This window comes from Citrobacter amalonaticus (genome assembly GCF_018323885.1).
Lineage (GTDB): Bacteria > Pseudomonadota > Gammaproteobacteria > Enterobacterales > Enterobacteriaceae > Citrobacter_A > Citrobacter_A amalonaticus.
In genome coordinates this window covers 3,468,910-3,490,399 of sequence record NZ_AP024585.1, presented here as the reverse complement: position 1 = coordinate 3,490,399, position 21,490 = coordinate 3,468,910, and the positions used below count along the sequence as shown (strand labels likewise).

The 21,490-nt window shown below is 54.3% G+C and carries 23 protein-coding genes and 1 pseudogene; 18 read left to right on the top strand and 6 right to left on the bottom strand.

All coding sequences use genetic code 11. From position 1 onward, the window contains the following. Positions 1–6 precede the first annotated feature (6 nt). Positions 7–696, bottom strand: coding sequence for a uracil-DNA glycosylase (ung, locus tag KI228_RS16565; protein ID WP_042999709.1), 690 nt, complete (start codon positions 694–696; stop codon positions 7–9). Between the two features lie 317 nt (positions 697–1,013). Here ung and grcA point away from each other — a divergent pair, with 317 nt between their 5' ends. Beyond that, entirely contained in the window at positions 1,014–1,397 is a 384-nt protein-coding gene (gene grcA / locus KI228_RS16560) for an autonomous glycyl radical cofactor GrcA (protein WP_044253162.1), read from the top strand. Positions 1,398–1,441: 44 nt separating this feature from the next. Here grcA and srmB read toward each other — a convergent pair whose 3' ends face one another. Continuing rightward, positions 1,442–2,776, bottom strand: coding sequence for an ATP-dependent RNA helicase SrmB (srmB, locus tag KI228_RS16555; protein WP_042999711.1), 1,335 nt, complete (start codon positions 2,774–2,776; stop codon positions 1,442–1,444). Between the two features lie 131 nt (positions 2,777–2,907). Between srmB and trmN the strand changes: the two genes are divergently transcribed. Next, positions 2,908–3,645: a tRNA(1)(Val) (adenine(37)-N(6))-methyltransferase TrmN gene (gene trmN / locus KI228_RS16550; RefSeq protein ID WP_044253159.1), complete on the top strand. Its 738-nt coding sequence runs from the start codon at positions 2,908–2,910 to the stop codon at positions 3,643–3,645. Here the strand turns inward: trmN and nadB are convergent. Further along, positions 3,630–5,252, bottom strand: coding sequence for an L-aspartate oxidase (gene nadB, locus KI228_RS16545; protein WP_141227630.1), 1,623 nt, complete (start codon positions 5,250–5,252; stop codon positions 3,630–3,632). The genes trmN and nadB overlap by 16 nt on opposite strands. Before the next feature lie 261 nt (positions 5,253–5,513). On the opposite strand from nadB, the pseudogene rseD reads away from it, so the two are divergent. The 12 genes and pseudogenes from rseD to acpS all read left to right on the top strand — a co-directional run bounded on the left by rseD (position 5,514) and on the right by acpS (position 15,161). Beyond that, positions 5,514–5,679, top strand: a pseudogene (gene rseD / locus KI228_RS16540) (rpoE leader peptide RseD). Next, positions 5,676–6,251, top strand: a complete 576-nt coding sequence (gene rpoE, locus KI228_RS16535; protein ID WP_061069715.1) for an RNA polymerase sigma factor RpoE — start codon at positions 5,676–5,678, stop codon at positions 6,249–6,251. The pseudogene rseD and the gene rpoE overlap by 4 nt, the downstream one beginning before the upstream one ends. 30 nt (positions 6,252–6,281) lie before the next feature. Then, entirely contained in the window at positions 6,282–6,932 is a 651-nt protein-coding gene (rseA, locus tag KI228_RS16530) for an anti-sigma-E factor RseA (RefSeq protein ID WP_042999714.1), read from the top strand. Then, positions 6,932–7,888 (top strand): sigma-E factor regulatory protein RseB, encoded by a 957-nt coding sequence (gene rseB / locus KI228_RS16525; RefSeq protein ID WP_044326603.1) that lies wholly within the window; start codon positions 6,932–6,934, stop codon positions 7,886–7,888. The genes rseA and rseB overlap by 1 nt, the downstream gene beginning before the upstream one ends. After that, positions 7,885–8,364: a SoxR-reducing system protein RseC gene (rseC, locus tag KI228_RS16520; protein ID WP_042999716.1), complete on the top strand. Its 480-nt coding sequence runs from the start codon at positions 7,885–7,887 to the stop codon at positions 8,362–8,364. The genes rseB and rseC overlap by 4 nt, the downstream gene beginning before the upstream one ends. A 282-nt stretch (positions 8,365–8,646) precedes the next feature. Further along, positions 8,647–10,446, top strand: a complete 1,800-nt coding sequence (lepA, locus tag KI228_RS16515; protein WP_042999780.1) for a translation elongation factor 4 — start codon at positions 8,647–8,649, stop codon at positions 10,444–10,446. A 16-nt stretch (positions 10,447–10,462) separates the two neighbouring features. After that, complete coding sequence (gene lepB, locus KI228_RS16510) at positions 10,463–11,437, top strand: signal peptidase I (protein ID WP_044253147.1); 975 nt, start codon at positions 10,463–10,465, stop codon at positions 11,435–11,437. A 273-nt stretch (positions 11,438–11,710) separates the two neighbouring features. Next, positions 11,711–12,391, top strand: a complete 681-nt coding sequence (rnc, locus tag KI228_RS16505) for a ribonuclease III (RefSeq protein WP_042291512.1) — start codon at positions 11,711–11,713, stop codon at positions 12,389–12,391. Beyond that, the gene (era, locus tag KI228_RS16500; RefSeq protein ID WP_042999782.1) at positions 12,388–13,293 is read left to right on the top strand and encodes a GTPase Era; all 906 of its coding nucleotides are present in this window, start codon (positions 12,388–12,390) and stop codon (positions 13,291–13,293) included. The genes rnc and era overlap by 4 nt, the downstream gene beginning before the upstream one ends. A 29-nt stretch (positions 13,294–13,322) precedes the next feature. Further along, complete coding sequence (gene recO / locus KI228_RS16495; RefSeq protein WP_043001853.1) at positions 13,323–14,033, top strand: DNA repair protein RecO; 711 nt, start codon at positions 13,323–13,325, stop codon at positions 14,031–14,033. Positions 14,034–14,049: 16 nt separating this feature from the next. Continuing rightward, positions 14,050–14,781 carry a pyridoxine 5'-phosphate synthase gene (gene pdxJ / locus KI228_RS16490; protein WP_042999783.1) on the top strand — a complete coding sequence of 244 codons (732 nt, stop codon included), beginning with the start codon at positions 14,050–14,052 and terminating at the stop codon, positions 14,779–14,781. Continuing rightward, positions 14,781–15,161, top strand: coding sequence for a holo-ACP synthase (gene acpS / locus KI228_RS16485; RefSeq protein ID WP_042999784.1), 381 nt, complete (start codon positions 14,781–14,783; stop codon positions 15,159–15,161). Before pdxJ ends, acpS begins: the two co-directional genes overlap by 1 nt. On the opposite strand, the gene KI228_RS16480 is transcribed toward acpS, so the two are convergent. Further along, a complete protein-coding gene (locus KI228_RS16480; protein ID WP_141227629.1) occupies positions 15,158–15,418 on the bottom strand; it encodes a YfhL family 4Fe-4S dicluster ferredoxin in 261 nt (86 codons plus the stop codon). The two genes, acpS and KI228_RS16480, sit on opposite strands and share 4 nt — an antisense overlap. A 55-nt stretch (positions 15,419–15,473) precedes the next feature. Beyond that, positions 15,474–16,322 carry a MurR/RpiR family transcriptional regulator gene (locus KI228_RS16475; RefSeq protein WP_042999786.1) on the bottom strand — a complete coding sequence of 283 codons (849 nt, stop codon included), beginning with the start codon at positions 16,320–16,322 and terminating at the stop codon, positions 15,474–15,476. A 116-nt stretch (positions 16,323–16,438) separates the two neighbouring features. Between KI228_RS16475 and murQ the strand changes: the two genes are divergently transcribed. From murQ to tadA, 4 genes are read left to right on the top strand one after another with little or no spacing between them, the layout of a single operon-like run. Further along, positions 16,439–17,341, top strand: a complete 903-nt coding sequence (murQ, locus tag KI228_RS16470; protein ID WP_042999787.1) for an N-acetylmuramic acid 6-phosphate etherase — start codon at positions 16,439–16,441, stop codon at positions 17,339–17,341. A 2-nt stretch (positions 17,342–17,343) separates the two neighbouring features. Further along, the gene (locus KI228_RS16465; protein WP_061069766.1) at positions 17,344–18,708 is read left to right on the top strand and encodes a PTS transporter subunit EIIC; all 1,365 of its coding nucleotides are present in this window, start codon (positions 17,344–17,346) and stop codon (positions 18,706–18,708) included. Between the two features lie 3 nt (positions 18,709–18,711). Further along, entirely contained in the window at positions 18,712–19,347 is a 636-nt protein-coding gene (gene yfhb / locus KI228_RS16460) for a phosphatidylglycerophosphatase C (RefSeq protein ID WP_044326601.1), read from the top strand. 43 nt (positions 19,348–19,390) lie between these two features. Further along, complete coding sequence (tadA, locus tag KI228_RS16455) at positions 19,391–19,909, top strand: tRNA adenosine(34) deaminase TadA (RefSeq protein ID WP_071888373.1); 519 nt, start codon at positions 19,391–19,393, stop codon at positions 19,907–19,909. A gap of 15 nt (positions 19,910–19,924) precedes the next feature. On the opposite strand, the gene mltF is transcribed toward tadA, so the two are convergent. Beyond that, complete coding sequence (gene mltF / locus KI228_RS16450) at positions 19,925–21,475, bottom strand: membrane-bound lytic murein transglycosylase MltF (protein WP_061069768.1); 1,551 nt, start codon at positions 21,473–21,475, stop codon at positions 19,925–19,927. Positions 21,476–21,490: the final 15 nt, after the last annotated feature.

Here is a 21,490-nt window from a genome sequence, read left to right as displayed (position 1 = left end):
ATTTTTTTATTCGCTCTCCGCCGGTAAAACGGGCATCCAGTCAATCGGCTTCTCGCCGCGTTGTTCCAACCACTGATTCGCCAACACAAAATGGTTACAGCCAAAAAATCCACGATGCGCCGAGAGCGGTGAAGGATGAGGCGCTTTCAGGACATGATGACGTTTTTGATCAATGATTGCGCCTTTCTTCTGCGCATGAGAGCCCCAGAGCAGAAAAACCACCCCTTCACGATGTTGATTAATCAGGCCGATCACTTTATCGGTGAACGTTTCCCATCCCAGACTGGCATGAGAGTGCGCCTGACCCGCCCGCACGGTTAATACCGTATTAAGCAGCAGAACGCCCTGATGCGCCCAGCTTTCCAGATAACCGTGGGCAGGACGAGTGAAACCGGGGATCGACCCCTCCAGTTCCTTATACATATTCAGCAGCGAAGGAGGAGTAGCAATACCGGGGCGGACAGAAAACGCCAGACCATGCGCCTGTCCGGGACCGTGGTAGGGATCCTGTCCAAGGATCACGACCTTGACATCACCCAGCTCGGTGAAACGAAACGCATTGAACACATCTTTTTGCGGCGGATAAACCGTGATCCCGGACTGACGCTCTCCGGCGACGGTATGCAGCGTATTGATAAAGTAGGGCTGCTGTTTCTCTTCAGCCAGCACATCGTGCCAGGTTAATTCAGTGGCCATCTCGCTCTCCTGCGAATTCTCGATCGTCATAGCTTAACTGCTTCTTTCAACGGAGCAAAATTCTCTCCGCGATGATGTGCGCTATGCACTTAATAAAGTTGAAAATTTGTGTAAAAAGTTTATGTCTTCACATGGCGTAAGTTGATGTAAAACAATAAAATCATCTCATTCCCTTATTTGGCATGTGGATTTTATTGATTTAAATCAATGAATCGAGGGTGTTAGGGGGGTATATATACACTCAAGCAACAATGGTTTTACCAATTGGCCGCGAGCCGGCCAACCCTAATCAAATACTTTGCCGGGGAGGCATCACAATGATTACAGGTATCCAGATTACTAAAGCCGCTAATGACGATCTGCTGAATTCCTTCTGGCTGCTGGACAGCGAAAAAGGCGAAGCGCGTTGCATCGCAGCGAAAGCCGGTTTTGCCGAAGATGAAGTGGTAGCGGTCAGCAAACTGGGTGAAATTGAGTACCGCGAAATTCCGATGGAAGTGAAACCGGAAGTTCGTGTGGAAGGTGGCCAGCACCTGAACGTTAACGTTTTGCGTCGTGAAACGCTGGAAGATGCGGTTAAGCATCCGGAAAAATACCCGCAGCTGACTATCCGTGTTTCGGGTTATGCCGTGCGCTTTAACTCACTGACGCCGGAACAACAGCGCGACGTTATCGCTCGTACCTTTACTGAAAGCCTGTAAGGCTTAACGTTTAAATAAAAACGCCGGGAAATCCCGGCGTTTTTTTATTCTTCGTTTGACTCCTGCGGCGTCGTTGCCGTACTCGGCTTGCGACGTTTACCAATGTTCCTGGTATCGCGATGGCGTTTCTTCACGCGCGGTTTATCTTTGTCTTTCTCTTTTTTCTTCTCTTCACGTTTCGCGAGTGCTTTTTTCGACGGTTTGCCCGTCATCTTTTCGCTCGGAGCGCGTGAGGTTGGGCGCAATTCATCAATCACCCTGGATTTCAGCGGTTCTTCAATGTAGCGACCAATTTTCAGCAGCAGCAGGTGATCGTGCGCTTCGACCAGCGAGATTGCGGTGCCCTTGCGACCGGCGCGGCCGGTACGGCCAATGCGGTGCAGATAGGTGTCTCCGCTACGCGGCATGTCGAAGTTAATCACGTGGCTGACGTCAGGAATATCGATCCCGCGTGCGGCAACATCGGTGGCGACCAGCACGTTAACGCGACCGTCAGTAAGACGCTTAATGCCTTCGTTACGCTTGATCTGCGCCATCTCACCTTCGAGATAGCAGTTGTTGATCCCCGCCAGACGCAGCTTTTCAGCCAGTTCGTGCACGCGCTCGCGCTTGCGGACAAACACAATGGTACGGGTGGCGTCGTCTTGCTTCAGCAGGTGCTTCAGCAGTTCGAATTTATGTTCGACGTTATCCGCGCGGTAATACCACTGGTGGATCTTCTTACGTTCGCGGGTGGATGGCGTAGCGGAGACTTCGACTGGCTCTTCCAGCAGACGTTCGGCAAAATCTTTAATCGCATCGCCTTCCAGCGTGGCGGAGAACAGCATCGTCTGTTTGCGCCAGCGCGTTTCCCCGGCGATGTGCTCGATGTCCTGGGCAAAGCCCATATCCAGCATTCGGTCGGCTTCGTCGAGGATCAGCGTTTCCACGGCGCGGCAGTCAAAATTCTCTTCTTTAATATACTGCAGCAGACGCCCGGTGGTGGCGACCACGATATCCTGGTTTTCGCTGAACACTTCGGCGTGGTTCATGTAGGCTACGCCGCCGGTAATTGTCGCGATATCCAGATGGGTGTTTTTGGCCAGTTCACGGGCATGATCGGCGACCTGCATCGCCAGTTCGCGAGTCGGAGTCAGGATCAAAATACGTGGCGGACCGGATTTTTTACGCGGGAAGTCGAGCAGGTGCTGCAACGCTGGCAGCAAATACGCCGCCGTTTTACCGGTGCCTGTCGGCGCAGAACCGAGTACGTCACGGCCTTCGAGTGCAGGCGGAATGGCGGCAGCCTGAATGGCGGTCGGGCGAGTGAAACCTTTTTCCTGGAGGGCATCCAGCAGGCTTTCATCGAGTTCAAGTTCGGAAAAAGTCGTTACAGTCATGTTCTACCTCTGTGTGGGGCGCTGATTATAGACGTTACGGCTGCAATCTTCATCTGTTTGTATGGATATCGCTTCTCAGGTATTGTTTTCACCAGGTGCTGTTGCCGTTTTTCCTGCAAGGTTTTTAATTCATGCCTCAGTCTACATCCGTCCTTCGTCGTAATGGATTTACTTTTAAACAGTTTTTTGTCGCGCACGATCGTTGTGCGATGAAAGTCGGAACAGATGGGATTCTGTTAGGGGCATGGGCACCGGTGGCGGGCGTAAAGCGGATCCTCGATATCGGTACCGGCAGCGGACTGTTGGCGCTGATGCTGGCGCAGCGTACTGATGAAAGCGTCACCGTTGATGCCGTTGAACTGGATAGCGATGCCGCCGCGCAGGCGCAAGAAAACGTTACCCAGTCGCCGTGGGCGGATCGGGTAACGGTGCAGGCGGAAGATGTCCAACATTGGGCGGCACGGCAGACCGTTAAATATGACCTTATCATCAGTAACCCGCCGTATTACGAGCAGGGCGTCGAGTGTGCTACACCGCAGCGGGAACAGGCGCGTTATACCACGATGCTGGATCATTCTGCGCTGTTAGCGACGGCGACGGGGCTGATCACGGAAGAGGGATTCTTGTGTGTTGTGTTGCCGGAAAATATCGGCAATACCTTCACGCAGCAGGCGTTAAATATGGGCTGGCATTTACGGCTACGCACCGACGTTGCTGAAACGGAGGCGCGGTTGCCGCATCGGGTGCTGCTGGCATTCTCCCCTAAGAAGGGGGAATGCTTTAGCGACAGGCTGGTGATTCGCGGGCCGGATCAGCGTTACTCCGAAGGTTATACGGCGCTGACCCAGGCATTTTATCTGTTCATGTGAGCCGTTAACGGCGAGAGCACAGACGGGCCAGATTCCTCCAGCAGTGCCGGATAATCGAGCGTGTAGTGCAGGCCGCGGCTCTCTTTGCGCATCATCGCACAGCGCACAATCAGCTCGGCGACCTGAACCAGGTTGCGTAACTCCAGCAAATTATTCGAGACGCGGAAATGGGCGTAATACTCGTCGATCTCCTGTTGTAACATAGTGATACGACGCAGGGCCCGCTCCAGACGTTTGGTGGTGCGCACAATCCCCACGTAGTCCCACATAAACAGCCGCAGCTCATGCCAGTTATGCTGAATCACCACCAGTTCGTCAGGGTTGTCCACGCGACTTTCATCCCAGGCGGGCAGGGCGCTTACGCCACGGGCGTAAGGCATTCGTCTGTCGATATCTTCCGCTGCGGACCAGCCGTACACCAGACACTCCAGCAGCGAGTTTGAAGCCATCCGGTTCGCGCCGTGCAGGCCGGTGTAGCTCACTTCCCCGATCGCATACAGGCCGTCCACATCGGTACGACCAAAGTCGTCAACCATCACGCCACCGCAGGTGTAGTGTGCTGCTGGCACGATGGGCACTGGTTCTTTGGTCAGGTCGATACCCAGCCCCAGCAGCTTTTCGTAAATCATCGGGAAATGCTGACGCACAAAGGCTTCTGGCTTATGGCTGATATCAAGGAACATACAGTCCGCACCGAGACGCTTCATTTCATGGTCGATAGCGCGGGCGACAATATCGCGCGGCGCCAGTTCCCCTCGCGCGTCAAAGTCTGGCATAAACCGCGTGCCGTCCGGGCGTTTTAGATGAGCACCTTCTCCGCGCAGCGCTTCGGTAAGCAGGAAATTACGTGCCTGGGGATGATACAGCGCGGTAGGGTGGAACTGATTAAATTCGAGATTCGCAACCCGGCATCCGGCACGCCAGGCCATCGCAATACCGTCGCCGGAGGAAATGTCCGGATTGGTTGTATATTGATACACCTTTGATGCGCCGCCGGTCGCCAGCACGACAGACTTCGCGTGACAGGTTTCCACCGCCTCTTTATTCCGGTTCCAGACCCATGCCCCCACGACGCGTCGTGTGCCGGGCAGGCCAATTTTGTCGGAGATGATTAAATCGACGGCATTACTGCGTCCCAGTACCCGGATGTTCGGATGGCTTTGCGCCTTGCTGACCAGCGTGGTTTCCACCTCTTTACCGGTGGCATCAGCGGCATGCAAAATGCGTCGATGGCTATGGCCACCTTCACGCGTCAGATGGTAACTCTCTTCACCGTTAGGCTGCACCTGGGTATCAAATAGCACCCCCTGATCAATCAACCACTGTACGCAGGGGCGGGCGTTGCTGGCGACAAACTCCACCGCATGGCGATCGCAAATACCAGCGCCGGCAATGAGCGTATCTTCGACATGTGAATCAATGCTGTCGGTTTCATCGAAAACGGCGGCAATCCCGCCCTGCGCATAGAAAGTGGAGCCTTCGCTGACGGGACCTTTACTCAGCACGATAACCTGGTGCTTTTCAGCCAGGCGCAGCGCCAGCGAGAGTCCGGCAGCGCCGCTACCAATAATTAACACGTCACAAGAAAGTTCAGGCGTAGTTTTCATGATATTTTGTTTAATGTACTAAACAGTGTTTGGCCAGCATAGCACCAGAATCTGCGATTCAGCACGTTTTATTTTCAGTGTTGTTGTAATGACTAAACAAAACGGTGCGATGTAAAAGGATGTCAGGTGGGTAAACCATTTTGCGCGGCGGGCCGTAAGCATCAGATTAGAGGATGAAATAAAGTGGCCGTTGGGTTACTCTGCAACCGGTTTATGGGCATTTTTAAAGATAGTGCGTTGTTCAGACTCGGTAGACTTATAATGAGAGATAATGACCGTCTACAACATGACAAACAAAAAACAGATGCGTAACGGAACTTTACAAAAACGAGACACTCTAACCTGTTGCTTGCTCATAGTGCAGCTAATGGAGTGGCGTTTCGCGAACGCGTGGAAATTTGGTTTGGGGAGACTTTACCTCGGATGAGCGAGCAGTTAACGGACCAGATCCTGGTTGAACGGGTCCAGAAGGGAGATCAGAAAGCCTTCAATTTACTGGTAGTACGCTACCAGCATAAAGTGGCGAGTCTGGTTTCCCGTTATGTCCCGTCGGGCGATGTTCCCGATGTGGTGCAAGAATCATTTATTAAAGCCTACCGTGCGCTGGACTCGTTCCGGGGAGATAGTGCTTTTTATACCTGGCTGTATCGCATTGCGGTGAATACAGCGAAGAATTACCTGGTGGCTCAGGGGCGTCGTCCGCCATCAAGCGATGTTGATGCGATTGAAGCAGAAAACTTCGAAAGTGGCGGTGCGCTGAAAGAAATTTCGAACCCTGAGAACTTAATGTTGTCAGAAGAACTGAGACAGATAGTTTTCCGAACTATTGAGTCCCTCCCGGAAGATTTACGTATGGCAATAACCTTGCGGGAGTTGGATGGCCTGAGCTATGAAGAGATAGCCGCTATCATGGATTGTCCGGTGGGTACGGTGCGTTCACGTATCTTCCGAGCGCGGGAAGCTATTGATAATAAAGTTCAACCGCTTATCAGGCGTTGACGATAGCGGATACTGGAAAAGGTATTAGGCATGCAGAAAGAAAAACTTTCCGCTTTAATGGATGGCGAGACGCTGGATAGTGAGTTACTTAACGAACTGGCTCACGATTCGGATATGCAAAAAACCTGGGAAAGCTATCACCTGATCCGTGATTCAATGCGGGGTGATACACCTGAGGTGCTTCATTTCGATATTTCCGCTCGCGTAATGGCCGCTATTGAAGATGAGCCGGTACGCAATACGGTGCCATTCATTCCAGAGGCCCAGCCTGCGCCGCAGCAATGGCAGAAAATGCCATTCTGGAAAAAAATGCGTCCGTGGGCCGCGCAACTTACCCAAATGGGCGTTGCCGCGTGCGTATCGCTTGCAGTTATCGTTGGTGTCCAGCACTATAATGGACAATCTGAAACGTCCCAGCAGCCTGAAACGCCGGTCTTCAATACTTTGCCGATGATGGGTAAAGCCAGCCCGGTAAGCCTGGGAGTACCTTCTGATGCGACCGCGAATGGTGGGCAACAGCAGCAGGTACAGGAGCAGCGTCGTCGGATCAACGCCATGTTGCAGGATTACGAACTGCAACGCCGACTGCACTCCGAACAGCTTCAGTTTGAGCAGGCACAGACACAGCAAGCCGCTGTTCAGGTGCCAGGAATTCAAACTTTAGGAACGCAATCGCAGTAATGAAGCAACTTTGGTTTGCCATGTCACTTGTGACGGGTAGCCTGTTCTTCTCTGTCAACGCCTCGGCCAACACTGCGTCCGGGGCGTTGTTGCAGCAGATGAATGTGGCGAGCCAGTCACTCAATTACGAGCTGTCATTCGTCAGCATCACGAAACAAGGCGTTGAGTCTCTGCGTTATCGCCATGCTCGCCTGGAAAATCGTCCGCTTGCGCAGCTGCTGCAAATGGATGGTCCGCGTCGTGAAGTGGTCCAGCGCGGAAATGAAATTAGCTACTTCGAGCCTGGACTCGAACCGTTCACTCTGAACGGTGACTACATCGTCGACTCCCTGCCGTCGCTTATCTATACCGATTTCAAACGTCTTGCTCCCTACTATGATTTTATTGCTGTGGGTCGTACCCGAATTGCCGATCGCCTGTGCGAAGTGATTCGCGTGGTCGCGCGTGATGGTACGCGTTACAGCTATATTGTCTGGATGGATACGGAAACGAAGCTGCCGATGCGGGTCGATCTCCTCGATCGCGATGGCGAAACGTTAGAGCAATTCCGGGTGATTGCCTTCACCGTGAATCAGGATGTCGGTAGCGGCATGCAGACGCTGGCGAAAGCCAGTTTGCCGCCGCTGCTCTCTGTTCCGGCGGGTGAAAAAGCCAAATTCAGCTGGAATCCGACCTGGCTTCCGAAAGGGTTTAGCGAAGTGTCCAGCGGGCGCAGACCGTTGCCAACGATGGACAACATGCCGATTGAATCGCGTCTCTACTCCGACGGTCTGTTTAGCTTCTCTATTAACGTCAATCGGGCAACTCAGGCCAGCACCGACCAGATGCTGCGCACCGGGCGCAGAACGGTCAGCACCAGCGTACGCGACAACGCGGAAATTACCATCGTGGGTGAATTGCCGCCGCAGACAGCGAAGCGCATTGCCGACACCATTAAGTTCGGAGCCGCGCAATGATCAAAGAGTGGGCTACCGTGGTGTCATGGCAAAACGGTGAGGCATTGGTGAGCTGTGATGTGAAAGCGTCCTGCAGCAGCTGCGCTTCACGTTCAGGATGTGGCACCCGCGTGCTGAATAAACTCGGGCCGCAGACCACGCATACCATTGTGGTGGCGAGCGATGTGCCGTTAGAACCTGGGCAGAAAGTGGAGCTGGGGATTGCCGAAGGCAGTCTGTTAGGTTCCGCCATGCTGGTTTATCTGTCGCCGCTGGTGGGGTTATTCCTCATCGCCTCCCTGTTTCAGGTGCTGTTTGGCTCAGATCTCGCGGCGTTAAGCGGCGCGATACTGGGCGGCGTCGGCGGATTCCTGATTGCCCGTGGCTATTCCCGCAAGCTGGCTGAACGCGAAGCCTGGCAACCCGTTATTCTTAATGTTGCTCTCCCGTCCAGTATGATTCGCGTTGAAACGCCCTCCACCGAAACGGCACCATGATATTCTTGCCGGATGGCGGTTTCGCCTTATCCGACTTTCAAACGATCAGCAAGTCCAGTAGACCCGATAAGCTTGCGCCATCGGGCATCATGCTTCTCTTACGATGTTTTACATCAGAAAAGCGATGCCGTTTCCAGTTCCCGCTATCCTGACTTTATGAACATTTCCTCGCCTCAGCGTTGTAGTGTAGAATGCGGCGTTTCAGTTAAACAGACGTTAAGCTCAGAACAGCGACTTCTCAAAGCCTGTCCAACCAGGCGTAAGGCACAATAATTACACTATATGAAGAACATACGTAACTTTTCGATCATTGCTCACATCGACCACGGTAAATCGACGCTGTCTGACCGTATTATTCAGATCTGCGGTGGCCTGTCTGACCGTGAAATGGAAGCGCAGGTTCTCGACTCGATGGATCTTGAGCGTGAGCGCGGTATTACTATCAAAGCGCAGAGCGTAACGCTCGATTTCAAATCCGCTGATGGTGAAACATACCAGCTTAACTTCATCGACACCCCAGGCCACGTTGACTTCTCGTATGAAGTTTCTCGTTCGCTTGCCGCTTGTGAAGGCGCACTGCTGGTGGTGGATGCCGGGCAGGGTGTCGAAGCGCAAACCCTGGCAAACTGCTACACCGCGATGGAAATGGATCTCGAAGTGGTGCCGGTCCTCAATAAAATTGACCTGCCAGCCGCCGATCCCGAGCGTGTCGCCGAAGAGATTGAAGACATCGTTGGTATTGATGCGACTGATGCCGTGCGCTGCTCGGCGAAAACTGGTGTGGGCGTGACCGACGTTCTGGAACGTCTGGTGCGTGATATTCCGCCGCCGCAGGGCGATCCGGATGGACCGTTACAGGCGCTGATCATCGACTCCTGGTTCGATAACTATCTCGGCGTTGTCTCGCTGGTGCGTATTAAAAACGGTACCCTGCGTAAAGGCGACAAAATCAAAGTGATGAGTACCGGTCAGACCTATAACGCTGACCGTCTGGGGATCTTCACGCCTAAACAGGTTGATCGTACCGAGCTGAAGTGCGGCGAGGTAGGTTGGCTGGTGTGTGCGATTAAAGACATCCTCGGCGCACCGGTTGGCGATACCCTGACTCAGGCACGTAACCCGGCAGAAAAAGCGCTGCCAGGCTTCAAAAAGGTAAAACCGCAGGTTTATGCGGGCCTGTTCCCGGTCAGCTCTGATGATTACGAGAACTTCCGCGACGCGCTGGGCAAGCTTAGTCTCAACGACGCCTCTCTGTTCTATGAGCCGGAAAGTTCTACTGCGCTGGGTTTCGGCTTCCGCTGTGGCTTCCTTGGTCTGTTACACATGGAGATCATTCAGGAGCGTCTGGAACGTGAATACGATCTCGACCTGATCACCACCGCGCCGACGGTTGTGTATGAAGTCGAAACCACCGCGAAAGAGACGATTTACGTCGACAGCCCGTCCAAGCTGCCACCGCTGAATAACATCTATGAGTTGCGCGAGCCGATCGCGGAATGTCACATGCTGTTGCCTCAGGCATACCTCGGTAACGTGATTACCCTGTGTATTGAGAAGCGTGGCGTGCAGACCAACATGGTTTACCACGGTAACCAGGTGGCGCTGACTTATGAAATCCCGATGGCTGAAGTGGTACTCGACTTCTTTGACCGCCTGAAGTCCACCTCGCGCGGTTATGCGTCGCTGGATTACAACTTTAAACGCTTCCAGGCCTCCGACATGGTGCGTGTTGATGTCTTGATCAACAACGAACGTGTCGATGCGCTGGCGCTGATCACTCACCGTGATAACTCGCAGAGCCGTGGTCGTGAGCTGGTGGAGAAGATGAAAGATCTGATCCCACGTCAACAGTTCGATATTGCGATCCAGGCGGCGATCGGGACGCATATCATTGCGCGTTCTACTGTGAAACAGTTGCGTAAAAACGTTCTGGCAAAATGCTATGGCGGCGATATCAGCCGTAAGAAAAAGCTGTTGCAGAAGCAGAAAGAAGGTAAGAAGCGGATGAAGCAGATCGGTAACGTTGAGCTGCCTCAAGAAGCGTTCCTCGCCATTCTGCATGTCGGCAAAGACAGCAAATAATCCTTAAGGAGTTGGCATGGCGAATATGTTTGCCCTGATTCTGGTGATTGCCACATTGGTCACGGGCATTTTATGGTGCGTGGATAAATTTATCTTCGCACCAAAACGTCGGGAGCGTCAGGCGGCGGCACAGGCTGCAGCCGGAGATTCACTGGATAAGGCAACGCTGAAAAAAGTCTCACCGAAGCCTGGCTGGCTGGAAACTGGCGCTTCGGTTTTCCCGGTGCTGGCTATCGTGCTGGTTGTGCGTTCGTTCATCTATGAACCTTTCCAGATCCCATCAGGTTCGATGATGCCGACGCTGTTGATCGGTGACTTTATTCTGGTGGAGAAATTTGCCTACGGTATTAAAGATCCGATTTACCAGAAAACCCTGATCGAAACGGGTCATCCCAAACGCGGTGATATCGTGGTCTTTAAATACCCGGAAGATCCGCGGCTGGATTACATCAAGCGAGCGGTCGGTTTGCCTGGTGATAAAGTGACCTATGATCCGGTCGCGAAAGAAGTGACTATTCAGCCGGGTTGCCGTTCGGGTCAGGCATGTGAGAACGCCCTGCCGGTCACCTATAGCGATGTTCAGCCGAGCGATTTTGTGCAGACGTTTGCACGTCGTAACGGTGGTGAAGCCACCAGTGGTTTCTTTGAGATCCCGCTGAGTGAAACGAAAGAGAACGGTATTCGTCTGTCCGAGCGTAAAGAGACGCTGGGCGACGTGACGCACCGTATTCTGACCGTGCCGATTGCTCAGGATCAGGTGGGGATGTATTACCAGCAGTCCGGGCAGCCGCTGGCGACCTGGATTGTGCCGCCGGGCCAGTATTTCATGATGGGCGACAACCGCGATAACAGCGCGGACAGCCGTTACTGGGGCTTTGTCCCGGAAGCGAATCTGGTCGGTAAAGCCACTGCCATCTGGATGAGTTTCGACAAACAAGAAGGCGAATGGCCGACTGGCGTTCGTTTAAGCCGCATTGGTGGTATCCACTAATTGCCGCGAATCGTTCACGTTGTCGTCGTTATGACGGCAACGTGAATTATTTCTTCGATAAATCTGCCCAGGCTAACGACATCCCTCGTCGTTGTGTATAGAATATTCCCCCGAAGTTTCAGGTTGGCGCCTCCAGGTCGCCACGGCACACGAAACAGCGTTGGTCCCCCTATATGAGCGTACATAAGCTGCTTAACGCGGCCGGAAGGATGCTACATATATCAGGTCTGTTTCGTGTGCTGAATTGTTGACGCATTTATTTATTGGTATCGCATGAACCCCATCGTAATTAATCGGCTTCAACGGAAGCTGGGCTACACTTTTACTCATCAGGAGTTGTTGCAGCAGGCATTAACCCATCGCAGTGCCAGCAGCAAACATAACGAGCGTTTAGAATTTCTTGGCGACTCAATTTTAAGTTTTGTGATTGCGAATGCGCTGTATCATCGTTTCCCGCGGGTGGACGAGGGTGATATGAGCCGTATGCGCGCGACGCTGGTGCGCGGGAATACGCTGGCTGAATTAGCCCGCGAGTTTGATCTGGGCGAATGTCTGCGCTTAGGGCCTGGCGAACTGAAAAGCGGTGGCTTCCGTCGCGAATCGATTCTGGCCGATACCGTCGAAGCGTTGATTGGCGGGGTTTTCCTTGACAGTGACATTCAGACCGTCGAAAAGCTGATCCTCAACTGGTATCAGACTCGTCTGGACGAAATCAGTCCTGGCGATAAGCAAAAAGATCCGAAAACGCGTTTGCAGGAGTATTTGCAGGGTCGCCATCTGCCGCTGCCGTCTTATCTGGTGGTACAGGTGCGTGGTGAAGCGCACGATCAGGAATTTACTATCCACTGCCAGGTCAGCGGCCTGAGTGAACCGGTGGTTGGCACAGGTTCTAGCCGTCGCAAGGCGGAACAGGCTGCCGCCGAACAGGCGTTGAAAAAACTGGAGCTGGAATGAGCGACGAAAAAACCTATTGCGGATTTATTGCCATCGTCGGTCGTCCGAATGTTGGCAAATCCACGCTGTTGAACAACCTGCTCGGGCAGAAGATTTCGATCACCTCCCGTAAAGCGCAGACCACGCGTCACCGTATTGTCGGGATCCATACCGAAGGGCCCTGGCAGGCGATTTACGTCGATACCCCCGGTCTGCACATGGAAGAAAAACGCGCGATTAACCGTCTGATGAACAAAGCGGCCAGCAGTTCCATTGGTGATGTTGAACTGGTGATCTTTGTGGTGGAAGGCACCCGCTGGACGCCGGATGACGAGATGGTGCTCAATAAACTGCGTGACGGTAAAGCGCCGGTGATTCTGGCCGTCAATAAAGTAGATAACGTGCAGGAAAAAGCCGATCTGCTGCCGCATTTGCAGTTCCTGGCAAGTCAGATGGACTTCCTCGACATCGTACCGATCTCTGCGGAAACCGGGATGAATGTCGACACCGTCGCGGGCATCGTGCGCAAGCATCTGCCGGAAGCGGAGCATCACTTCCCGGAAGATTACATCACCGATCGCTCACAGCGTTTTATGGCTTCTGAAATCATCCGTGAAAAGCTGATGCGTTTCCTTGGCGCTGAACTGCCGTACTCCGTGACTGTGGAAATCGAACGCTTCGTGTCAAACGAGCGCGGCGGTTATGACATCAACGGGCTGATCCTCGTTGAGCGCGAAGGGCAAAAGAAGATGGTTATTGGCAACAAAGGGGCCAAAATCAAGACCATCGGTATTGAAGCGCGTAAAGACATGCAGGAAATGTTCGAAGCCCCGGTTCATCTTGAACTGTGGGTGAAAGTGAAATCCGGCTGGGCCGATGACGAACGCGCGCTGCGCAGTCTCGGTTACGTCGACGATCTCTAAACCTGCGCTCCGAACAGGCGACGAGTATGATGGAGGGCTGGCAGCGCGCATTTGTCCTGCATAGTCGCCCCTGGAGCGAAACCAGCCTGATGCTGGACGTCTTCACGGAAGAGTCGGGTCGCGTGCGTCTTGTTGCTAAAGGCGCACGTTCTAAACGCTCTAATCTGAAAGGTGCCCTTCAACCTTTTACCCCCCTGTTAGTCCGCTTTGGCGGACGTGGCGACGTCAAAACGCTGCGTAGCGCGGAAGCGGTTTCTCTGGCGCTCCCTCTGAGCGGTATCACGCTGTACAGCGGCCTGTACGTCAACGAACTGCTCGCCCGCGTGCTGGAGCACGAAACCCGCTTTTCTGAACTCTTTTTCGATTATCTGCATTGCATTCAGGCACTGGCGGGGGCTACGGGAACGCCGGAACCCGTGCTGCGTCGTTTTGAACTGGCGCTGCTCGGCCACCTCGGGTATGGAGTCGATTTCCTGCACTGTGCGGGCAGCGGTGAGCCGGTGGATGACACCATGACCTACCGCTATCGCGAAGAAAAAGGCTTTATCGCCAGCGTTGTGATTGACAACAGCACCTTTACCGGACGCCATCTGCGGGCGCTGGCAGAACGTGAATTTCCGGATGTTGATACGCTACGCGCGGCGAAACGCTTTACCCGCATAGCGCTGAAGCCGTATCTTGGTGGTAAACCCTTAAAGAGCCGCGAATTATTCCGGCAGTTCATGCCGAAGCGAACATAAAATCACGAGGATTGTCATGGCTGAATTACTGTTAGGCGTCAACATTGACCACATTGCCACGTTACGTAATGCACGCGGTACTGCATATCCGGATCCGGTTCAGGCGGCATTCATTGCCGAGCAGGCGGGTGCTGATGGCATTACCGTCCATTTACGTGAAGATCGCCGTCACATTACCGACCGCGATGTCCGCATTCTGCGCCAGACGCTGGACACGCGTATGAACCTGGAAATGGCGGTGACGGAAGAGATGCTGGCGATTGCCGTGGAAACCAAACCGCATTTTTGTTGCCTGGTGCCGGAAAAGCGCCAGGAAGTGACCACCGAAGGCGGTCTGGATGTGGCCGGGCAGCGCGACAAAATGCGTGATGCCTGTAAACGTCTGGCTGACGCCGGGATCCTTGTGTCGCTGTTTATTGACGCCGATGACGCGCAAATCAAAGCGGCTGCTGACGTCGGCGCACCGTACATTGAAATTCATACCGGCTGCTATGCGGATGCAAAAACCGATGCGGAACAGGCGCAGGAACTGGCGCGCATCGCGAAAGCCGCCACCTTCGCCGCCAGCCTGGGGCTGAAAGTCAATGCGGGACACGGCCTGACCTATCACAACGTCAAAGCCATTGCCGCGCTGCCGGAAATGCACGAGCTGAATATCGGTCATGCGATTATCGGTCGTGCGGTGATGAGCGGGCTGAAAGACGCCGTCGCGGAAATGAAACGTTTGATGCTGGAAGCGCGCGGCTAATGGCCATTCTTGGATTAGGCACTGATATCGTGGAGATTGCGCGCATTGAAGCGGTGATCTCCCGTTCCGGTGACCGGCTTGCCCGACGAGTGCTCAGCGCTAACGAGTGGGCTATCTGGGAAACGCACCAGCAGCCGGTGCGTTTTCTGGCAAAACGCTTTGCCGTCAAAGAGGCGGCGGCGAAAGCTTTTGGTACCGGTATTCGCAATGGGCTGGCATTTAATCAGTTTGAAGTGTTTAACGACGAACTTGGTAAACCGCGCTTGCGGTTGTGGGGAGAGGCGTTAGCGCTGGCGGAAAAACTAGGCGTTGCGCATATGCACGTAACGCTGGCCGATGAACGTCACTATGCCTGCGCCACGGTCATTATCGAAAGTTAGATTTTATCGGCGTGGTGCATCTGGACAAATTTGTCCCACAGTTGTTCTTCCGTTTCGACATGTGCCGGGTCTTTGAGGATCGTATTGGGGAGCGGGCACACCTTCTGGCAGGTGGGCGTGTCGTAATGCCCGACGCACTCGGTGCATTTGTCGCTGTTAATCTCATAGATGCTGTCACCCATCGAAATGGCCTCATTTGGACATTCGGGTTCGCACATATCGCAATTGATGCATTTTTTCGTGATTAACAGGGCCATCAGGAAACTCTCAAAACAACACAAACCGGGCGGGCATTATACGCGCATTCCTTGCTCAGACCAGTTTTTTTACCAGCGCCTCGCTGTGGCGAATACGTTCAGGTGCGTGCTCCAGATCCTGCTGTACCAGCGCCATAAAAAGCAGATCGGTGAGCATCATTTGCGCGTGGGTTGAAGAGATCGCCGCACTGCGGGTGGCCTGTTCTTCCGCGATGGTATACAGGCAGTGGCTGGCGCGCTGCTGAAGCCCATTAGGGGTGAAACCCGTGATCGCCAGGATCTGCCCGCCGACGCGTAAAGTCTCTTCTGCCGCCAGGTTCAGTTCCCGACGTTCGCCGCTGTAGGAAATCGCTAACAGCAGATCGTCCGGCGTCAGCGCCTGAACCGTGGCCAACAGCGCATGCATATCGCGCTCAACAATAGCGTTCAGGCCGATTTTCATCAGCTTCCAGGCAAAATTCTGCGCTACCAGGCCGGAGGCACCAATCCCGGTTAACACGATCCGACGGGCGTTACGCAGCATCGTCACGCTTTCACTCAGCTTCTCTTCCGTGTTGACATCCAGCGTGGCATGCATCGCCGCCACATTCTCTTTGATCAGTTTCTCGCCGACCAGACGCAGGGGATCGTCGCCACGGATCTGGTTATGCACTGGCACCGAATGCGGGTTCGGATTGCTGACCAGCGCTTCGCTGATCGCCAGTTTCAACGCCGGGAATCCCTTATAGCCGAGCTTTTGTGCGAACTTCACCACGCTCGACTGACTGACGCCCGCTTCGGCGGCCAGTTGCTGAGAGCTAAGGTGGCGGGCAGTGTCGGGTTGTATCAGAAGATAGTCCGCGAGTTTTTTATCGCTCTGCGCAAATCCCGGGTAGCGCTGGCGGATGCGAATTAAACAGTTCATGGTCTCTCCTGACGAAAACGTGATGGCGGCGACAAAATGAAATTTCACTCGCCTGCACGAATATTATATTCCATTATTGGTCGTTAATATGAATTAAAAATTCCTGAGGAGCAAACATGAATCTCGGCGCTTTAGTATCAGAAACCCGTAATCCGCAAACAATGGACCTCGACGCGTTATCAACGCTGGATCTGGTTCACCGTTTTAATCAACAGGATACGCTGGTAGCGGAAGCAGTAAAAGCAACATTGCCCGATGTTGCGAGCGCCGTCGATGCCGCGGCTGAAGCGTTAAAATCCGGTGGTCGGATTATCTATATGGGCGCAGGGACCAGCGGGCGACTCGGCGTGCTGGATGCGTCTGAATGCCCACCGACGTTTGGCGTTCCTCATGGTCTGGTGGTGGGGCTAATCGCCGGTGGTCCGGGAGCGTTGCTGAAAGCCGTTGAAGGGGCAGAAGACAACGCGCAGCTCGGTGAAGACGATCTTATTGCCCTGAACCTCGTGCCGCAGGATCTGGTGGTTGGGCTGGCGGCATCAGGGCGTACGCCGTATGTCATCGGTGGACTGAAATATGCCCGCAAAACGGGTTGTACCACGGTTGCTATCTCCTGTAATCCGGACTCGCCGATTGCGCAGGAAGCGGATATTGCGATTTCACCCGTAGTAGGGCCTGAGGCGCTGACAGGCTCAACGCGTCTGAAATCCGGTACCGCGCAAAAGCTGGTGCTCAATATGATCTCCACCGGAGCGATGGTGAAGTTTGGCAAGGTGTACCAGAACCTGATGGTGGATATGAAAGCCACCAATATCAAACTGATGGACCGCGCGTGTCGAATGGTGGTTGAAGCCACAGGCATTGCCCGCGCTGAGGCGGAAACGCTGCTCAGACAGACCGATTTTGACGTGAAACCGGCCATTCTTATGGCGCTGAGCGGTCTCAATGCTGATGCGGCGCGCGAAAAACTGGCCGCCCATCAGGGATTCTTACGCGCTGCGTTAGCTGATTCATCGAGGTAACTATGGATAAGATGGCGACCCTTGCCAGCGACATTCTGCTGGGAATAGGCGGAGAACAAAATATTCTGCGTCTGGAAAATTGTATGACGCGCGTCCGGGTGGAAGTGAAAGACGATACGCTGTTGGATATCCCGCATCTGAAACAACTACCGGGCGTCAGTGGCTACGTGAAGCAGGGGGCGCAGCATCAGATCATCGTCTGGCCCGGAAAGGCGGCAAAGGTCGTTGATGCCATGCGAGCGCTGTTGGCGCAGGGGAGCGCGCGCCCGGCAGTCGATGACATTGAGCGCACGAAATCGCAGGCCAAAGCAAAGTATAAAGCGCCGATGAGCGATGCGCTACGCAAGCTGGCGAACGTTTTTATTCCCCTGATCCCGGCGTTTATCGCCTCCGGTTTAATCACCGGCATCATTAACATTCTCAAACGCCCGGATATCGTCGGCGATTTCGCCACCCATTACCCCAACATGCTAGGGCTGATGGGGATCTTCGGCAGTGCAGTTTTCGCCATCATGAACATTCTGGTGGGGGTGAATACCGCCAAAGTCTTCGGTGGTTCGCTGGCGATGGGCGGCGTGATGGCGGGCATTCTGTCGAGTCCGCAACTGGCGCAAATTACGCTGTTTGGTGAAGCGCTCCAGCCAGGCCGTGGCGGGGTGATTGCCGTGCTGCTGGTGGTGGCGCTGATGTGCTGGATCGAGCGTAAATTCCGCGACGTGTTACCCGGCTCGCTGGAGCTTATCCTCAATCCGCTACTGACGACCATCATCACCGGCTCGATTGCGATTGTGGCGCTGCAACCGCTGGGCGGCTGGATTTCGGAGTCTATTGCTCACGGCGCGTCCTGGGCTATCGATCGCGGCGGCTTTCTGGTCGGCGCGGTTCTGGCGGGAACCTTCCTGCCACTGGTGCTGACGGGGCTGCATCAGGGGCTGGTGCCGATTCACGTTGAGCTGGTGCAGGCGCATGGCTATAACGCGCTCTTTCCCATTCTGGCGATGGCGGGCGTCGGGCAGGTGGGCGCGGCAATTGCCGTGCTAATGAAAACCCGTAACGCGCGGTTGAAAAAAGTGATTAAGGGGGCGTTACCGGTGGGATTACTCGGTATTGGCGAACCGCTGATTTTTGGCGTCACGCTTCCTCTGGGCAAACCGTTTATTGGTGCCTGTCTTGGTGGCGCAGTAGGCGGAGCGCTGATCAGCTACTGGAAGGTCGCCACCGTCATCACCTTCGGTATTTCCGGACTACCGCTGGCGTTAACGATTGTTGCCGGAAAAGTGATGTTCTATCTGTTAGGCTATTTAGTAGCAGTGATAGCCGGGTTCCTGTTTACCTGGCTGTTAGGATTCAACGATCCCGAGGAGTAAGGTTTGACCAATCACGCGCGTCGTGTCGTTTTTTTTGATTTGGATGGTACGCTACATCAGCAGGATATGTTTGGCAGTTTCCTGCGCTATCTGTTGCGTCGCCAGCCGCTGAATGCGCTGCTTGTGCTGCCGTTGTTGCCCGTGATTGTCGGTGCGTTATTGATTAAAGGACGCGCTGCGCGCTGGCCGATGAGTCTGCTGCTGTGGGGATGTACCTTCGGCCACAGCGAGACCAGTCTACAGGCCAGGCAGGCCGATTTTGTTCGATGGTTCCGACAGAACGTTACGGCGTTTCCTCAGGTCCAGGAGCGTCTGACCACCTATCTGCTCAGCTCCGATGCTGATATCTGGCTCATCACCGGTTCGCCGCAGTCGCTGGTGGAACAGGTCTATGTTGATACGCCGTGGCTGCCGCGCGTGAATTTGATCGCCAGCCAGATGAAGCGGGGGTACGGCGGTTGGGTACTGACCCTGCGCTGTCTGGGGCATGAAAAAGTCGCACAGCTGGAGCGTAAAATCGGCACGCCACTGCGCCTTTACAGCGGCTACAGCGACAGCAATCAGGACAACCCGCTGCTCTATTTTTGCCAGCACCGCTGGCGCGTCACGCCTCGTGGAGAACTCCAGCAACTGGAATAGTTGAAAGACGAAGGGTATCGCGACCCTGTATAATGCGCCCGCAATGATTACCGGAGTAACCCCTTTGTCAGATGTTGAATTTAGTCACGAATACTGGATGCGTCATGCGTTAACGCTGGCGAAGCGCGCCTGGGATGAACGTGAAGTCCCGGTCGGTGCCGTATTAGTGCACAACAATCGCGTGATCGGTGAAGGCTGGAACCGCCCGATTGGCCATCACGATCCCACCGCGCACGCAGAGATCATGGCGCTACGTCAGGGCGGCCTCGTCCTGCAAAATTATCGTCTGATTGACGCGACGCTGTATGTGACCCTTGAGCCGTGCGTCATGTGCGCTGGTGCGATGGTACACAGCCGTATCCGCCATGTGGTGTTCGGCGCGCGCGATGCAAAAACCGGCGCTGCCGGTTCGCTGATGGATGTTCTGCATCATCCGGGAATGAACCATCGCGTTGAGGTCACTGAAGGAATATTGCGTGAGGAGTGTGCGACGCTGCTCAGCGATTTCTTCCGCATGCGCCGTCAGGAGAGCAAAGCGTTGAAGAAAGCCGCAAGCCAGTAGGCATTGCGGTTCTGTTTACTCTTTGTCCTCTTTCTTCTGCGGTAAACGCAGCAGCGACGGCGAGTGCGTCAGATAACTGGATGACGATTGCGACAGGAAGGCGGCGAGTGGTCGCCGCTGTTTGCCAAATTCCGTTGGTGAGACGACCGGATACTCTTGTGCCAGTTTCATCTCTTCAGCCAGTTGCTTTTCTTTCTCCTGCAAATAGCCCTGCAGGCTTATCTGATATTTACGGATGTTTTCAACGTAGGCGTAGGCCTCATGTCCGCGCGCATAGCCGTAGGTCAGCTTGCTGTAATACTGTTTTTGACTGAGCAACGGCAGACGCTGTTTGACGTCTGCCCAACTGTCCGGGTTTCCCTTCGTTTTGGCTGTCAGCGCACGCGCATCAAGCATATGCGCATAACCCATGTTATAGGCCGCCAGCGCAAACCAGATACGCTCGTTCTCGGGTACGGTGTCCGGCACTTTACTCATCATGTCCTGTAAGTAGCGTGCTCCACCGCTGATGCTCTGCTCAGGATCGGTTCTGTCGGTCAGACCGAGACTTTGTGCGGTGTTTTTGGTGAGCATCATCATGCCGCGCACGCCGGTTGGTGATGTGGCCTGCGGATCCCAATGCGATTCCTGCCAGGAGATCGCCGCAAGCAGCTGCCAGCCAATCTCCTGGGCGTGTTTTTCAAACAGCGGTTTCAGGTCGGGGAGCATGGCATCAACCGCGCGCAGAAAGGTGCGGGTATCGACATAGTCAAAATCATCGCCGTGCCCCAGATATTTTTCTTCGAGACGCGCCAGGGAGCCGTCCTCATTCATGCTGTTGAAGAAATCGAGCAGGGCGGCAGACAGCGTGTTGTCATCATCCAGCTGACTAAACCAGGTCACCGGCTGTTCGTCGGTGATATCCAGCGCAACAGCAAGTTCGGGATGAACGCGTTGGTAGAGGCTGATGGCGACAGAGTCGGCAATGGTGTAATCCAGCTGTCCGGCAATCACCGCATCCAGCAGTTCCGTTGAGCCTTTTTTCTCATCGATCCGCCAGCTCAGCTCAGGGTATTTTGTCTGTTTCAGCGTTTGCAGATCGTTTGCTACCACGTGTCCCGGCGTGATAGTGAGTTGACTTTCCGTCACGCTGCCCAACGTTCGGGGACGATACTGACCCACTTTGTAGACCAGTTGCTGGGATACCGAATAGTAAGTCGGCCCCGGCTGATAGTTTTTCACTCGTTCACTGTTGTAGACCAGCCCGGCCGCCAGCAGGTCGGCGTCACCATTATCCAAATCGTCAAACAGCTGGCTGATGTTCTGGCGGACGGTAATCTTCAGTTTTACCCCCAGATAGCTGGCGAACTGCTGCGCCAGCTCGTAATCGAGCCCGTACGGCTTACCGTCGAGTTTCGCCCAGGTGAGCGGCGACTCAATTGTGCTCACGCGCAACTCTCCCCGCGACTGGATCGCGGCGATACGATTATCGGCTTTACCGAACCAGGGGATAGAGGGCCAGAGGGCCGCCGCCAGCAGCAGCGTCAGTATGCCGATGAACAGATAATTAATCTTTAATTTTTTCAATTAGTTAATTCTCTG